This window comes from Microbulbifer sp. ALW1 (assembly GCF_009903625.1).
Classification (GTDB): domain Bacteria; phylum Pseudomonadota; class Gammaproteobacteria; order Pseudomonadales; family Cellvibrionaceae; genus Microbulbifer.
Map to the genome: position 1 here is coordinate 2,359,794 of NZ_CP047569.1, position 15,075 is coordinate 2,374,868.

A 15,075-nucleotide genomic window follows, 5' to 3' on the forward strand; every position below is an offset into this window, starting at 1 on the left:
TTCTGGTACAAAGCCGTCGCCGAGGTCCAGGGTTCATTGTGTTTTGAAATTTGAATGCCTATAATCCGCGCGGCTTGCGCCGTGGTAAGGCCACTTTGTTCAAGACCTCTACAGGTTGCGCATAAAGTGATCGGCAAGCTCGCCCAGACCATAGAAAATTAACGGGCGCCCCGTCTTTCAGGGCAACAAGGTGTTTTTCCTGTGAACAAAAACAGACCTGTCAATTTAGACATATCTACTATTAAGCTCCCCGCGCCAGCGTTGGTCTCCATTCTTCACCGTATTTCCGGTGTGGTGCTCTTCGCTGTGGTTGCACTGCTATTGTGCATGTTGGATTCCAGTCTGGAGTCCGAGCAGGGTTTCAATAAAGTAGCTGAGTTTTTTACCAGCGTTCCGGCCAAGCTCATTTTGTGGGCTTCCCTCGCTGCGCTCATCTACCACCTGATCGCGGGTGTGCGTCACCTGATTATGGATCTGGGTGTTGGTGAGAGCCTGGAAGGTGGTCGCCGCGGCGCCGTCATCGTGCTGGTGCTTTCCGTTGTACTTATTCTGCTGGCGGGGGTCCTGATATGGTAAAGGCAGTTACAGGTTTTGGTCGTAGCGGACTTTACGACTGGTTCATTCAGCGCGTCAGTGCCGTAGTACTGGTGGCTTACACCCTCTTTATAGTGGGTTTTATTTTCCTGTCCAAAGATTTCGGTTACGCAAGTTGGTCTGCACTGTTTGAGCAGCGCTGGGTGCGCGTGTTCAGTCTGGTTGCCCTGATCTCCACAATTGCCCACGCCTGGATCGGTCTCTGGTCCGTGATTACTGACTACCTCACCAACCGTATGATGGGCGGCAAAGCGACCGTTCTGCGCATTCTGGTTGAAGTACTGCTAGGCGCGGTTGCCGTGTTCTACGCCGTGTGGGGCATTGAAATTCTGTGGGGTGTGTAAGTCATGTCGAATATGCGAACAATAACCTTTGACGGTATCGTAATTGGCGGCGGCGGCGCGGGTATGCGCGCGGCCCTGCAGATGGCCCAGTCTGGTTTCAAGACTGCGGTAATCACCAAAGTATTCCCGACCCGTTCGCACACGGTATCCGCCCAGGGCGGTATTACCTGTGCGATCGCCAGCGATGACCCCAACGACGATTGGCGCTGGCACATGTACGACACCGTCAAGGGTTCCGACTATATCGGTGACCAGGACGCGATCGAGTACATGTGTTCCGTAGGCCCGGAAGCCGTGTTCGAGCTGGAGCACATGGGCCTGCCGTTCTCCCGTACTAAAGAAGGACGCATCTATCAGCGTCCGTTCGGCGGCCAGTCCAAGGACTATGGTCGCGGCGGCCAGGCGGCACGTACCTGTGCGGCAGCTGACCGTACTGGCCACGCACTGCTGCACACCCTGTATCAGAACAACGTCAAGCACAACACCGTATTCCTGAACGAATGGTTCGCGGTGGATCTGGTGAAGAACCAGGACGGTGCCGTTGTTGGTGTGATCGCCATCTGCATCGAAGATGGTGAAGTGGTGTTCATCAAGTCCAAAGCCACCGTATTTGCTACTGGCGGTGCTGGCCGTATCTTCGCTTCTACTACCAACGCACACATCAACACCGGTGACGGTGTGGGTATGGCCCTGCGTGCCGGTATGCCGGTGCAGGACATTGAAATGTGGCAGTTCCACCCCACCGGTATCGCCGGCGCTGGTGTACTGGTCACCGAAGGTTGTCGCGGTGAGGGTGGCTACCTGATCAATAAGGACGGCGAGCGTTTCATGGAGCGCTACGCGCCCAACGCCAAAGACCTGGCTTCCCGCGACGTTGTTGCCCGCTCTATGGTTCTCGAGATCCTCGACGGCCGCGGCGCTGGCCCCAATGGTGACCACGTGTTCCTCAAGCTGGACCACCTGGGTGAAGAGCTGCTGCACAGCCGTCTGCCAGGTATCTGTGAGCTGGCCAAGACCTTTGCGCACACCGATCCGGTAAAAGAACCGATTCCTGTTGTGCCAACCTGTCACTACATGATGGGTGGTATTCCCACCAACGTACACGGCCAGGCCCTGACCCAGGACGCTTCCGGCAATGACCAGATCATCGATGGCTTCTACGCCTGTGGTGAGGTTGCCTGTGTGTCTGTTCACGGTGCCAACCGTCTGGGCGGTAACTCCCTGCTGGACCTGGTGGTCTTCGGTCGCGCTTCCGGCCTGTTCATCGAGAAGGCCTTGCGCGAAGGTATCGAAAACCGCGAAGCGTCCGAGTCCGATATCGAAGCGGCCATGGCGCGCCTGAACCGTCTGGAAACCACCAACGACGGTGAGAAGGCGGCTGACCTGCGCACCGAGCTGCAGGGTGTGATGCAGAACCACTTCGGTGTATTCCGTCGCGGCGATTACATGGCCGAAGGCGTGAAGAAACTGGAAGGCCTGCGTGAGCGTATCGCCAACGTGCGTCTCGAAGACAAGTCCCGCGCCTTCAACACTGCCCGTATCGAAGCGCTGGAACTGCAAAACCTGTTGGAAGTGGCCGAAGCGACGGCGATCGCCGCCGAAGTCCGCACCGAAAGCCGCGGCGCCCACGCCCGCGAAGACTTCCAGGAGCGCGACGACGAGAACTGGCTGTGCCACTCCATGTACTTCCCGGCTGAAAAGCGTGTCGGCAAGCGTGCGGTTAACTTCGCACCGAAAACCGTCGATACCTTCGAGCCGAAAGCACGTACTTACTAATTCGGGAGCGGAAGCAACATGTTGAAAGTAAGCATCTACCGTTACAACCCGGAAACCGATTCTGCCCCTTACATGCAGGATTACGAGCTGGACACCCAGGGCAAGGACCTGATGGTTCTGGACGTGCTGGAACTGCTGAAAGCGGAAGACCCAAGTCTCTCTTTCCGTCGTTCCTGCCGTGAAGGCGTGTGCGGTTCCGACGGTATGAACATCTCTGGCAAGAACGGATTGGCGTGCATCATGCCAATCTCCGAAGCAGCGCCTAAGGGCAAGCTGATTCTGCGCCCGTTGCCGGGCCTGCCGGTTATCCGCGACCTGGTTGTGGATATGGAGCAGTTCTACACCCAGTACAAAAAGATCGAGCCGTTCCTGCAGAACAGCACGCCGGCGCCCGCGATCGAGCGTCTGCAATCCCCGGAAGAGCGCGAAAAGCTGGACGGCCTTTACGAGTGTATTCTCTGTGCCTGCTGTTCCACGGCGTGTCCGTCTTTCTGGTGGAATCCCGACAAGTTCATTGGCCCGGCCGGCCTGCTGCAGGCTTACCGCTTCCTGGCGGACAGCCGCGATACCGCCACCGATGAGCGCCTCGGTAAACTGGATGACCCCTTCAGCGTTTTCCGCTGTCACGGCATTCAGAACTGTGTGAACGTATGCCCCAAGGGACTGAATCCCACCCGGGCCATCGGCCATATCCGCAATATGCTGATAACCCGCGCTGTATAGACAGTTTGAGGGCCTGATAAAATCGGGCCCTGGGGTTACCCACCAAAAATAATCACAATTAAGCCGACAGCAGCGCAGGTGTCAGGCTTATACGAAAAAGGGGAGGTGTCTTTTCAGCACCTCCCCTTTTGTGAGTGAAAAGACAGGAAAGAGCGGCGCAGTATTTCAAGGGTGCGCGCCGACAATTGAGGTAGGCATTAATGCACGAAAGCACTATGGAGGAGCTCTGGCGCACTTCGCATATCTCCGGTGGCAACGCCGGCTATGTGGAGGAGCTGTACGAGACCTATCTGCACGACCCGAATGGTGTACCGGAAGAATGGCGCAGTTATTTTGATAGTCTGCCGCGGGTTAATGGCGGTGACGTCTCACATGCCGCCATTCGTCAGCATTTTGAATTGCTGGCGAAAAACCGTACCCGCCCACTGTCCGCTCCCGGCGCCGGTTCAGCCAATATCGAACACGAGCGCAAGCAGATTAAAGTTCTGCAACTGATCAACTCCTACCGTCACCGTGGCCACAAAAAGGCCAAGCTGGATCCGCTGGGTATCATGGCCCGCGAGCAGGTGCCGGATCTGCAACTGAATTACCACGGCTTGACCGAAGGCGACTTCGACACCACTTTCCAGACCGGTGACCTGTTTTTCTGCAACGGAGAAGCCACCCTGCGTGAAATTGTGCAGGGCCTGGAAAATACCTACTGCGGTAACCTGGGTGCGGAAATCATGCACCTGTCCAACCTGGACGAGCAGCAGTGGTTCCAGCAGCGCCTTGAGCGCAGCCAATCAAAGCCCAACTTCGGCAATGAAATTCGCACCGAGATTCTGCAGCGCCTGTCTGCCGCCGAGGGCCTTGAGCGTCACCTGGACTCCAAGTACCCGGGTACCAAGCGTTTCGGCGTGGAAGGTGGCGAGAGCCTGATCCCGCTGATGGACGCGCTGATCCGCCGTTCCGGCACCTACGCGGTGAAGGAAATCGTGATCGGCATGGCGCACCGTGGCCGCCTGAACACGCTGGTCAATATTCTGGGTAAAAACCCGTCGGACCTGTTTGAAGAGTTCGAAGGCAAGAAAACCCTCGATACTTCCGGCGACGTGAAATACCACCAGGGTTTCTCCTCCAACGTGATGACCCCCGGTGGCGAAGTGCACCTGGCGCTGGCCTTCAACCCCTCGCACCTGGAAATCTGTGCGCCGGTGGTTGTCGGTTCCGTACGTGCCCGTCAGGACCGCCGCGGTGACAGCACCGGTGAGAAGGTGATGCCGATCAATATCCATGGCGATGCAGCCTTTGCCGGTCAGGGCGTGGTGCAGGAAACCCTGCAGATGTCCCAGACCCGTGGTTACTACACTGGCGGCTCTATTCACCTGGTGCTGAACAACCAGGTGGGCTTCACTACCAGCAAGCGCGAAGACGCACGCTCCACCGAGTACTGTACCGACGTTGCGAAAATGATCGACGCTCCGGTGCTGCACGTGAACGGCGACGACCCCGAAGCGGTGGTGCTGGCCGGCCTGCTGGCGGTGGATTACCGCTACGAGTTCAAGAAAGACATTGTCATCGACCTGGTGTGCTACCGCCGTCGCGGTCACAACGAGACCGATGACCCCTCCGGCACTCAGCCGTTGATGTACCAGACCATTCGCAAGCACAAGACCACCCGTACCCTGTACGCGGAAAAGCTGGTTGCTGAAGGTGTGCTGGACAAGGCTGCCGCGGACAAGCTGGCGAACGACTATCGCGACAAGCTGGATCGCGGCGAAGATGTGGCTACCGGCCTGGTAAAAGAGCCGGACGAATCCATGTTTGTCGACTGGCGTCCGTACCTGAACCACGAGTGGACGGTTGAAGGTGACACCAGCTTCCCGATGAAGAAGCTGAAAGATGTGGCCAACCGCATGACCACGGTGCCCGATGGCATTGTCATGCAGCGCCAGGTTGCCAAGATTTACGAAGACCGCCGCAAAATGGCCGGTGGCGCCCTGCCGCTGAACTGGGGAATGGCCGAGACTATGGCCTACGGCACCTTGCTGGAAGAGGGCTATATGGTCCGCTTCACCGGTGAGGACGTGGGTCGCGGTACCTTCTCTCACCGCCACGCCGTAGTACACAGCCAGAAAGATGGGCAGAGCTACGTGCCGCTGCAGCATATGTACGAAGGCCAGCCGGCGTTCGATATCTATGACTCCCTGCTGTCGGAAGAAGCCGTGCTGGCGTTTGAATACGGCTACGCCACCACCACCCCGAAATCCCTGGTGGTTTGGGAAGCGCAGTTCGGTGACTTCGCCAACGGTGCCCAGGTCGTGATCGACCAGTTCATCACTTCCGGTGAGCACAAGTGGGGCCGTATGTGTGGCCTGGTGATGTTGCTGCCGCACGGCTACGAAGGTCAGGGTCCGGAGCACTCCTCCGCGCGCCTGGAGCGCTTCATGCAGCTGTGTGCCGAGCACAACATTCAGGTATGTAACGCGACTACTCCGGCTCAGATCTTCCATTTGCTGCGTCGTCAGGCGGTGCGCCCGATGCGTCGCCCGCTGGTGATCATGAGCCCGAAGTGGATCCTGCGTCACAAGCTGGCTACCTCCAGCCTGGACGAGCTGGCCAAAGGCCAGTTCCACAATGTGATCCAGGACGAGGGCGTAGATCCTGCCAAGGTCAAGCGTCTGATCATCTGCTCCGGCAAGGTCTACTACCATCTGCTGGAAGCGCGCATGGAGCGCGAACAGGAAGATGTAGCATTTGTGCGTCTGGAACAGCTTTACCCCTTCCCGGACGATGAGTTCCTGGCTGCGGTTTCCGCATTCAAGAACATCGAAAGCGTCGCCTGGTGTCAGGAAGAGCCGATGAACCAGGGTGCCTGGTACTCTAGCCAGCACCACCTGCGTCGTCTGCTGAATGAAGCACATCCAAAGCTGGAGCTGGAATATGTCGGCCGCGCAGCCTCCGCTGCACCGGCGGCGGGCTATATGTCCACGCACCTGGAAGAACAGAATACGTTCATCAATGAGGCGCTGACTGTCAAATAAGGCAGCAGTACAACGAAGAGCAATCTCAGGAAACAGGAACAATGACCATCGAGATTAAAGCGCCAACTTTCCCGGAATCCGTTCAGGACGGCACTGTAGCCACCTGGCACAAACAACCGGGTGAAGCCGTGTCCCGCGATGAACTGATCGTGGATATTGAAACCGACAAAGTGGTGCTGGAAGTTGTCGCACCCGCAGACGGCGCCATCAGCGAAATTATCAAGGGCGAGGGTGAAACCATCCTGTCCAATGAAGTAATTGCTTTATTTGAAGAGGGTGCAGGCGGCAGCGCTGGCGCTTCCTCCGAAGCGCCCCCGGCGGCAGCAGCGCAAGCGGAAGCACCGGCTGCCAGCGGCGAGAAAATCGCTATGCCCTCTGCCAAGAAAATGGCGGCAGAAAAGGGCGTGGATCTGGGCGCTGTTGAAGGCACCGGTAAAGGCGGTCGCGTACTGAAAGAAGACGTGATGAAAGCGGGCTCTGCGCCGGCTGCCGCGGCGGCTCCGGCTGCAGCAGCGGCTCAGGTTGCGGTTGCACCGGGTGAGCGCGTAGAGAAGCGTGTACCCATGACCCGTATGCGCAAGCGCATCGCGGAGCGCCTACTGGACGCGTCCCAGTCCACCGCCATGCTCACTACGTTCAACGAAGTGAACATGAAGCCGATCATGGACCTGCGCGCCAACTACAAAGACCTGTTCGAGAAGACCCACAACGGCACTCGCCTGGGCTTCATGGGCTTCTTTGTGAAGGCCGCGGTAGAAGCGCTGAAGCGTTACTCCGCCGTGAACGCGTCCATCGATGGCAACGACATCGTTTATCACGGTTACCAGGACATCGGTGTTGCGGTTTCTTCCCCGAAAGGTCTGGTGGTTCCGATCCTGCGCGGTGCCGAGAACATGGGCCTGGCGGACATCGAAAACAACATCCGCGATATGGGTCTGCGCGCCCGTGACGGCAAGCTGTCCATCGAAGAGATGACCGGCGGCACCTTCACCATCACCAACGGTGGTGTATTCGGATCCCTGCTGTCCACCCCGATCCTGAATCCGCCGCAAACGGCAATTCTGGGTATGCACAAGATTCAGGAGCGCCCGATGGCGGTCAACGGCAAGGTAGAAATCCTGCCGATGATGTACCTGGCGCTGTCTTATGATCACCGCCTGATCGACGGCAAGGAAGCGGTTGGCTTCCTGGTTGCAATCAAGGAAATGATCGAAGACCCTGCACGCATCCTGCTGGAAGTGTAAGCAGTTCGAGTATTGGAGATAGGGCGGCTGGACTTTCCTGTACTGCGCAGTCGCCCGGAAAAAATGAGCCAGCGTTTACGCTGGCATCAACGGCAGCAAGACCGTCTCAGGGAAAGCCGGGCAGACCCCCGGTTATGCGGCAATGAACGCCGCATACGTTGAATCCACACAAATTTGGAACGGACCATGTCAGAAAAATTTGACGTAATCGTAATCGGCTCTGGCCCCGGTGGTTATGTAGCCGCAATCCGCGCAGCACAGCTGGGCCTGAAAACTGCCTGCGTCGAGAAATGGACTAACAAAGACGGCAAGGTCGTTAACGGCGGAACCTGTCTGAACGTAGGTTGTATTCCTTCCAAGGCGCTGCTGGACAGCTCCTGGAAATACCACGAAGCCAAAGATTCCCTCGACGTACACGGCATCGACACCGGCAAGGTGAAGATCGACGTCAAGAAAATGATCGAGCGCAAAGAAGGCGTTGTGAAGCAGATGTCTGGCGGCATCTCTGGCCTGTTCATGGCCAACAAGGTGACCTCCATTGAAGGCACCGGCAAACTGCTTTCCGGCAAGAAAGTGGAAGTCACCGACCACGATGGCAAAACCACTACGTACGAAGCAGAAAACGTGATCCTGGCTTCCGGTTCCGTACCGGTAAACATTCCGCCGGCACCGGTAGACAACAAGATCATTGTTGACTCCACTGGCGCACTGGAATTCACCGAAGTACCCAAGCGTCTGGGTGTGATTGGTGCGGGTGTGATCGGTCTGGAGCTTGGCTCTGTTTGGAACCGTCTGGGTTCCGACGTTGTGGTGCTGGAAGCCCTGGACAGCTTCCTGGCCATCATGGACCAGCAAATCGCCAAAGAATCCCAGAAGATCTTCAAAAAGCAGGGCCTGGATATCCGCCTGTCTTGCCGTGTAACCGGCAGTGAAGTGAAAGGTAAGGAAGTTGTCGTTACCTATCAGGACAAAGATGGTAAAGACCACCAGGAAACCTTCGACAAGCTGATCGTGTGTGTGGGCCGTCGCCCCTACACCGAAGGCCTGCTGTCTGAAGACGCTGGCGTGAAGTTGGATGAGCGCGGTTTCATCTACGTCAACGACCTGTGCATGACTTCTGCACCGGGCGTATGGGCGATCGGTGACGTGGTGCGCGGCCCGATGCTGGCGCACAAGGCGTCTGAAGAAGGTGTTGTGGTTGCCGAGCGCATCGCTGGCCAGAAGCCGATGATGAACTACGACGTGATCCCGAACGTCATTTACACCCACCCGGAAATCGCTGCGGTTGGCCGCACCGAAGAACAGGTGAAAGCCGATGGCGAACCCTACAACGTAGGTGTATTCCCGTTCCTGGCGGTAGGTCGTGCAGTAGCGGCGAACGAATCCGGCGGTATGGTGAAAATTATCGCTCACGCAGAAACCGATCGTGTACTGGGTGCCCACATTGTTGGTCCAAGCGCATCCGATCTGGTTCAGCAGGTGGCAATTGCCATGGAATTCGGTTCCAGCGCGGAAGATATCGGTATGACCGTATTCGGTCACCCGACTTTCTCCGAAGCAGTCAAGGAAGCAGCGCTTGCTGTTAACGGTCACGCCATCCACATGGCCAACCGCAAGAAGCGCAAGTAAGCGAGCTGTTTTACCGGGGCGGAAATCAGTTTCCGCCCCGGATTCATTTCAGGGTTCTGGTTTTGTAACGAAGCAGCCTCAGAACCTTGTCTAAAGGTGCAGAGCAATCTGCAATTGGTAAACACATTTCAAATGTGAATTGGTATTGACTATGAACTTGCATGAGTATCAGGGCAAACAACTGTTTGCAGCATACGGATTGCCGGTTTCCAAAGGCATCGCAGCGGAAACCCCGGCAGCAGCAGCAGCGGCAGCAGACGAAATCGGCGGAGACAAGTGGGTTGTTAAAGCCCAGGTACACGCTGGTGGCCGCGGTAAAGCGGGCGGCGTTAAGCTGGTAGACTCCAAAGCGGAAATTGAAGAATTCGCCAAGAAGTGGCTGGGTAACAACCTGGTAACTTATCAAACAGACGAAAACGGTCAGCCGGTTTCCCGTATCCTGGTTGAGAGCTGCACCGACATTGAGCAGGAACTGTACCTGGGTGCAGTGCTTGACCGCGCTACCCGTCGCATCGTTTTCATGGCCTCCACCGAAGGCGGCGTTGAGATCGAAAAAGTAGCGGAAGAGACTCCGGAAAAAATCCTGAAAGCCATCATCGATCCGCTGGTAGGCGCTCAGCCTTACCAGGGCCGTGAGTTGGCGTTCAAACTGGGCCTCGAAGGCGACCAGATCAAGCAGTTCACCAAGATCTTCCTGGGCCTGGCTCAGATGTTCAAAGAGAAAGATCTGGCCCTGCTGGAAATTAACCCGCTGGTAATCACCCCAGAGAAAAACCTGCACTGTCTGGACGCCAAGATCGTTATCGACAGCAATGCTCTGTACCGTCACCCGGACCTGCGTGAAATGCACGACCCGTCTCAGGAAGACGAGCGCGAAGCACACGCAGCCAAGTGGGACCTGAACTACGTAGCGCTCGATGGCAACATCGGCTGCATGGTAAACGGTGCCGGCCTGGCCATGGGTACCATGGACATCGTCAACCTGCACGGCGGCAAGCCGGCCAACTTCCTGGACGTTGGCGGCGGCGCGACCAAAGAGCGCGTAATCGAAGCGTTCAAAATCATCCTGTCTGACGAGAACGTAAAGGCCGTTCTGATCAACATCTTCGGCGGTATCGTTCGCTGCGACATGATCGCAGAAGGCGTAATCGGCGCAGTGAAAGAAGTTGGTGTAAAAGTACCGGTTGTTGTACGTCTGGAAGGTAACAACGCAGACCTGGGCGCTAAAGTTCTGAGCGAAAGCGGCCTGAACATTATCGCTGCCACCAGCCTGACCGACGCGGCAGAGCAAGTGGTTAAAGCTGCGGAGGGTAAATAATCATGTCAGTACTGATTAACAAAGACACTAAAGTAATCTGTCAGGGCTTCACTGGCTCCCAGGGTACTTTCCACTCCGAGCAAGCGATTGCTTACGGCACCAAAATGGTTGGTGGTGTAACTCCGGGTAAAGGCGGCCAGACTCACCTGGGTCTGCCGGTATTCGATACCGTGAAAGAAGCCGTAGAAGCGACCGGTGCAGAAGCATCCGTAATCTACGTACCGGCGCCTTTCTGTAAGGATTCCATCCTGGAAGCGGCCAACGGCGGCATCAAGCTGATCGTGTGCATCACCGAAGGCATTCCTACCATGGACATGCTGGACGCCAAGGTTAAGTGCGACGAGCTGGGCGTACGCCTGATCGGCCCGAACTGCCCGGGCGTGATCACTCCGGGTGAGTGCAAAATCGGCATCATGCCGGGCCACATCCACAAGCCAGGTAAAGTGGGCATCGTTTCCCGCTCCGGTACTCTGACTTACGAAGCCGTAAAGCAGACTACTGACCACGGCTTCGGCCAGTCCACTTGTGTGGGCATCGGCGGCGACCCCATCCCGGGCTCCAACTTCATCGACATTCTGGAAATGTTCCAGAACGACCCGCAGACCGAAGCCATCGTTATGATCGGTGAGATCGGCGGTTCCGCTGAAGAAGAAGCGGCTGCTTACATCAAAGCAAACGTCACCAAGCCGGTTGTTTCCTACATCGCTGGTGTAACCGCTCCTCCCGGAAAGCGCATGGGTCACGCCGGTGCGATCATCTCCGGTGGTAAAGGCACTGCCGACGAGAAGTTTGCTGCTCTGGAAGACGCTGGTGTTAAAACCGTTCGCTCCCTGGCGCAAATCGGCGACGCACTGAAGGAAATCACTGGCTGGTAATCACCAGTTATTGCTTTCGAAGAAGCCGCCCTTTGGGCGGCTTTTTTTATGTCTATTGATTTTCCGTTTTCCGTTTTCTGAGGTTTTTTGCGCCATTGCCCGCGAGCTTGATAAATAAACGCCCGGGGTGCATGATCAGATCCGTTATATTTCATGTTAACCTTAAGGAATGAGGATAAAAATACTATGAAAAAATCTTCGATAGTGGTTACGGTGGTGCTTCTCGGGCTAATCCCCACCATTTACGCTCCCATACTTTCGCGCATAAATAGCAGCAGTTTTCTTTTCGGTCTTAGTTCGGATTTTTGGGCCGGCTTTTCCATGAGTGCAACACTGGGAATAATGCTTTTGCTTATAGGTATGCTTTTTACTAAACCGAGAAAGTCCCCATAGTGTCCTGAAATATGGCGAGAGCCGGCAGTTTTTGTTGGCCTCCCACTGGGCGCTCAAAGCTTCGCACTGGTCACCCCGATGTGATACAGACATCATTAGCCAATGATTTCCAAATTAATTCCTGCGGCTTTGCTCTAAGTCTCTCTTTTGGTTCGCGTTAAAAGTGCTTGGTTGACCTGAGTTTGGGTTGCCATAACGCGAATTTTACAGGCCGTTTCTTTTGACTCTCATTGCTGATGTTTCTTGATAATTAGCATTTTGCGTATCAGCTGGAGTCATATCAAACTCGATAGGGAAATCAAAATTATGAAAGGAAGCTGCTCATGCGGTCAGGTTCAGTACCAGGTGAAGTGTCTGGATAGTGCAATTCAGCATTGTTCTTGTAAAACGTGCAGAAAATCGCATGCGGCCGCATTCAATTCGGCGGCAGCGGTTTTAAAGGAAAATTTTAAGTGGGAAAAGGGTGAAGATAATCTGTCGGGTTATGTGTCATCGCCGGGGAAAATACGTTACTTCTGCTCCACTTGTGGGTCCCATCTGATTGCTGAAAAAGAAGGTCGTCCACATTACATTCTTCGGGTCGCAACATTAGATGAGGACCCTGGCGTCAAACCAGATTCTGTAATCTGGAGGTCTCATGAGGTTTCATGGCTGGAGTACGGTGATCATATTGCCGCGCACCAGGAGTGGCAGCCGGGCCGATAGCTTGCATTTTTGGCTGGATGGTGAAAATTATACTGAGGGCTTTTATGGCTGGGCCAGCAAGAAATGGTGCGCTCGTCTATTCAGACAATTTTCAAGAACTGTCTATGTTCTACAGGGAGTTTTTTGGAATGAAAGTGCTCAGAGAGGCGGAGGAGTTCGTAAGTCTGGATAACGATGGATTTAATGTCGTCATTCATGCGGCACCATTCAAACTACCGGAAGATGGGTTTAATGCGGTTAAGTTATTTTTGACGGTGAATAGTCTTGACGTCGCCAAAAGAAAAGCTGCCGAACTTGGTGGGCAGGTATTCGAAGGGGAGTGGGAAAACTCGATATTTAAAGTGTGTAACATTGCGGATCCAGATGGAAATCAAATTCAGATCCGTGAGTTCTTATGAGATCTTTGTCTTTTGCCAGTTTATTTTCGGGATGAGGTGGGAGTCACAAAATGGCAAGAATTTTTGGGATATTTAAGATTGTCGCACTGTCTACATTAATGATTGCCGGCATTTGTATTTTGGGTGTGGAAGCTGGTCGCTTAATTGATGCGCCTACCTCGGCCTCCCCAAATTTTCTATTGCTAGTTGGTATCTTCTGTAGTGTTTCTGGTTCGACTGTGTGGCTAGTGATGGAAGTTCGGCAGATTAAAAGACATTGTTGACGCGTTAAGGGAGTTTTAGCCGTGAGAAAGTTAAAAATTACATTGGCGAGTATTCTGGTTGCAACAGCGGTCTCTGCATTTGCTGATGGGTCCTTCCGGCTTCCCAATGGAAAGCTTATCCAGGAGGGAAAGAGTAAACAGGAGGTCATCTATATGGCTGGTCCTCCCATGTATCAGGAGGTGGAGACTATCGCGGTAGATGAGGGGGTGGGTGGAAATCCAGTGAAGAGAGAGGTCTTGACCTATCGGCTACCCAGCTCTGTGGGTGGGATGTCACTGGTGACCGTAACTATAGAGAACAACAAGGTTGTTTCTGTGGCGTCTAAGCAGGAAAGCAGGATGTAGGCTTTTTGCGGGCGGGGCGGCTATTGGCTGCAATGGTTCCATTAAGCATCGATATGTCCGCTCTAGCTATACTCATATTTTGAAGGTGCGAAATAAAAAAAACCCGAGATCTTTCAATCTCGGGGTTTTCTGTATGGCGCACTCGGGAGGATTCGAACCTCCGACCGCTCGGTTCGTAGCCGAGTACTCTATCCAGCTGAGCTACGAGTGCGTCGTTGTGGTTGCGAACTATAGTGACTTGCCTCGGCTTCGTCAACTCTTTTTTAACGAGTTTTCTGAAAAACTCTTTAAAAATCCGCAAGTTACCGAGCTTCAGTGGCAATCTGAAATGGTTGCTTCAGCTCGATAGGGCGCGCATTCTGCCGTGGAGGAGAGGGCTTTGCAAGACCTTTTTTCAGTTTTTTATCCGCTCGATGCCTTTGGGCTCGGCGCCTCTCAAGCGGCTTCTATTCCGACGCTAGAGGGGGGCGCGCCGGTGGAGTTTTCGGTTGGGATCATTTGCTCTGCAAAGGCCATTTCCAGTAGTTCGGGGTCCCGGTGGCGCTTGATCTGTTCGAAGAAGCGCTTTGCCGGCGGGTAGCTCAGTTTCAGGTAAGCCAGCCACTGTTTGATTCGGTTGCCCAGGTATTTTGCCGGGTAGATGTCTTTGGTGGTGGTGTAGTAGTCGTAGAGCAGGGCGGCGACCTGGTGCCAGGCTAACGGTGTGTAGTTCCGGTTTTCGCACAGGGCGCGTATTTGCAGGCCGATATCCGGACGGGCGAGCAGACTGCGGCCGAACATGAAGGCATCGCAGCCGGTGACGGCTCGGCACCGCTGGAAGTCTTCCAGTGTCCACAGGTCGCCGTTGGCGATGACGCGGATGCCCACCTGCTCGCGAATTTCACCGATGTATTCCCAGTAAGCGGGAGGGCGATAGCCATCGACCTTGGAGCGGGCATGGACCGCAAGTTCTGCGGCGCCACCGGCTTCTGCGGCGCGGGCATTGTCCAGATAGCTGCTGCGATCTTCGAATCCCAGGCGAATTTTTGCCGAGACAGGGATTTCCTCGGGCACTGCGTTGCGTACTGCAGCGACTATACCTTCAACGCGGGAGGGTGACTGTAGCAGGCAGGCGCCGCCATCACTGTTATTCACGGTTTTGGCCGGGCAGCCGAAGTTGAGGTCGATGGCTTTTGCGCCGGCCTCGACGGCTTTGGCCGCATTGTAGGCCATGGCCTGGGGATTGCCCCCCAGTAATTGCAGTTTGACCGGGATGCCATTTGGCGTCGCGGCGCCCTGATCCAGCTCTGGGCAGAGGCGGGTAAATACTCTGCGGGGCAGGCGGGTATGGGTCACCCGGACAAACTCGGTCACGCAGACATCCAGACCGCCGATGCTGGAGAGCAGAGCGCGTACATGGTGGTCGATAACCCCCTCCATGGGGGCCTGATAGATTCTGGGTA

The 15,075-nt window shown here is 55.4% G+C and carries 13 protein-coding genes and 1 tRNA gene; 12 read left to right on the forward strand and 2 right to left on the reverse strand.

Annotated features, from left to right (window positions below; genetic code table 11):
- The first annotated feature begins 201 nt into the window (after positions 1 to 201).
- The 12 genes from sdhC (at position 202) to GRX76_RS09800 (ending at position 13,633) form a co-directional block, all read left to right on the forward strand.
- A complete protein-coding gene (gene sdhC, locus GRX76_RS09740; protein WP_160153137.1) occupies positions 202 to 576 on the forward strand; it encodes a succinate dehydrogenase, cytochrome b556 subunit in 375 nt (124 codons plus the stop codon).
- Complete coding sequence (gene sdhD / locus GRX76_RS09745) at positions 570 to 938, forward strand: succinate dehydrogenase, hydrophobic membrane anchor protein (protein WP_160153138.1); 369 nt, start codon at positions 570 to 572, stop codon at positions 936 to 938. Before sdhC ends, sdhD begins: the two co-directional genes overlap by 7 nt.
- A 3-nt stretch (positions 939 to 941) precedes the next feature.
- Complete coding sequence (sdhA, locus tag GRX76_RS09750; RefSeq protein WP_160153139.1) at positions 942 to 2,714, forward strand: succinate dehydrogenase flavoprotein subunit; 1,773 nt, start codon at positions 942 to 944, stop codon at positions 2,712 to 2,714.
- Between the two features lie 18 nt (positions 2,715 to 2,732).
- Positions 2,733 to 3,437 carry a succinate dehydrogenase iron-sulfur subunit gene (locus GRX76_RS09755; protein ID WP_160153140.1) on the forward strand — a complete coding sequence of 235 codons (705 nt, stop codon included), beginning with the start codon at positions 2,733 to 2,735 and terminating at the stop codon, positions 3,435 to 3,437.
- Positions 3,438 to 3,637: 200 nt separating this feature from the next.
- Positions 3,638 to 6,463: a 2-oxoglutarate dehydrogenase E1 component gene (locus GRX76_RS09760; protein WP_160153141.1), complete on the forward strand. Its 2,826-nt coding sequence runs from the start codon at positions 3,638 to 3,640 to the stop codon at positions 6,461 to 6,463.
- A 41-nt stretch (positions 6,464 to 6,504) separates the two neighbouring features.
- Positions 6,505 to 7,707, forward strand: a complete 1,203-nt coding sequence (gene odhB, locus GRX76_RS09765) for a 2-oxoglutarate dehydrogenase complex dihydrolipoyllysine-residue succinyltransferase (protein ID WP_160153142.1) — start codon at positions 6,505 to 6,507, stop codon at positions 7,705 to 7,707.
- 186 nt (positions 7,708 to 7,893) lie between these two features.
- Entirely contained in the window at positions 7,894 to 9,336 is a 1,443-nt protein-coding gene (lpdA, locus tag GRX76_RS09770; protein ID WP_160153143.1) for a dihydrolipoyl dehydrogenase, read from the forward strand.
- A gap of 151 nt (positions 9,337 to 9,487) precedes the next feature.
- The gene (sucC, locus tag GRX76_RS09775; RefSeq protein WP_160153144.1) at positions 9,488 to 10,654 is read left to right on the forward strand and encodes an ADP-forming succinate--CoA ligase subunit beta; all 1,167 of its coding nucleotides are present in this window, start codon (positions 9,488 to 9,490) and stop codon (positions 10,652 to 10,654) included.
- Between the two features lie 2 nt (positions 10,655 to 10,656).
- Positions 10,657 to 11,529: a succinate--CoA ligase subunit alpha gene (sucD, locus tag GRX76_RS09780; RefSeq protein ID WP_160153145.1), complete on the forward strand. Its 873-nt coding sequence runs from the start codon at positions 10,657 to 10,659 to the stop codon at positions 11,527 to 11,529.
- A gap of 699 nt (positions 11,530 to 12,228) precedes the next feature.
- Positions 12,229 to 12,627: a GFA family protein gene (locus GRX76_RS19470; RefSeq protein ID WP_160153146.1), complete on the forward strand. Its 399-nt coding sequence runs from the start codon at positions 12,229 to 12,231 to the stop codon at positions 12,625 to 12,627.
- A 44-nt stretch (positions 12,628 to 12,671) separates the two neighbouring features.
- Positions 12,672 to 13,025 carry a VOC family protein gene (locus tag GRX76_RS09790; protein ID WP_160153147.1) on the forward strand — a complete coding sequence of 118 codons (354 nt, stop codon included), beginning with the start codon at positions 12,672 to 12,674 and terminating at the stop codon, positions 13,023 to 13,025.
- Positions 13,026 to 13,309: 284 nt separating this feature from the next.
- On the forward strand, positions 13,310 to 13,633 hold the full coding sequence (locus GRX76_RS09800; RefSeq protein WP_160153149.1) for a hypothetical protein: 324 nt from the start codon (positions 13,310 to 13,312) through the stop codon (positions 13,631 to 13,633).
- Between the two features lie 134 nt (positions 13,634 to 13,767).
- Here the strand turns inward: GRX76_RS09800 and GRX76_RS09805 are convergent.
- Positions 13,768 to 13,844: transfer RNA gene (locus GRX76_RS09805), tRNA-Arg, on the reverse strand.
- A gap of 224 nt (positions 13,845 to 14,068) precedes the next feature.
- Positions 14,069 to 15,052: a tRNA-dihydrouridine synthase gene (locus GRX76_RS09810; protein WP_236250642.1), complete on the reverse strand. Its 984-nt coding sequence runs from the start codon at positions 15,050 to 15,052 to the stop codon at positions 14,069 to 14,071.
- Positions 15,053 to 15,075 lie beyond the last annotated feature (23 nt).

Bases quoted from the DNA above. Each gene is read 5' to 3' on its own strand.
- sdhD (WP_160153138.1), top strand. From the start codon at position 570: ATGGTAAAGGCAGTTACAGGTTTTGGTCGTAGCGGACTTTACGACTGG.
- sdhA (WP_160153139.1), top strand. From the start codon at position 942: ATGTCGAATATGCGAACAATAACCTTTGACGGTATCGTAATTGGCGGC.
- GRX76_RS09755 (WP_160153140.1), top strand. From the start codon at position 2,733: ATGTTGAAAGTAAGCATCTACCGTTACAACCCGGAAACCGATTCTGCC.
- GRX76_RS09760 (WP_160153141.1), top strand. From the start codon at position 3,638: ATGCACGAAAGCACTATGGAGGAGCTCTGGCGCACTTCGCATATCTCC.
- odhB (WP_160153142.1), top strand. From the start codon at position 6,505: ATGACCATCGAGATTAAAGCGCCAACTTTCCCGGAATCCGTTCAGGAC.
- lpdA (WP_160153143.1), top strand. From the start codon at position 7,894: ATGTCAGAAAAATTTGACGTAATCGTAATCGGCTCTGGCCCCGGTGGT.
- sucC (WP_160153144.1), top strand. From the start codon at position 9,488: ATGAACTTGCATGAGTATCAGGGCAAACAACTGTTTGCAGCATACGGA.
- sucD (WP_160153145.1), top strand. From the start codon at position 10,657: ATGTCAGTACTGATTAACAAAGACACTAAAGTAATCTGTCAGGGCTTC.
- GRX76_RS19470 (WP_160153146.1), top strand. From the start codon at position 12,229: ATGAAAGGAAGCTGCTCATGCGGTCAGGTTCAGTACCAGGTGAAGTGT.
- GRX76_RS09790 (WP_160153147.1), top strand. From the start codon at position 12,672: ATGGCTGGGCCAGCAAGAAATGGTGCGCTCGTCTATTCAGACAATTTT.
- GRX76_RS09810 (WP_236250642.1), bottom strand. From the start codon at position 15,052: ATGGAGGGGGTTATCGACCACCATGTACGCGCTCTGCTCTCCAGCATC.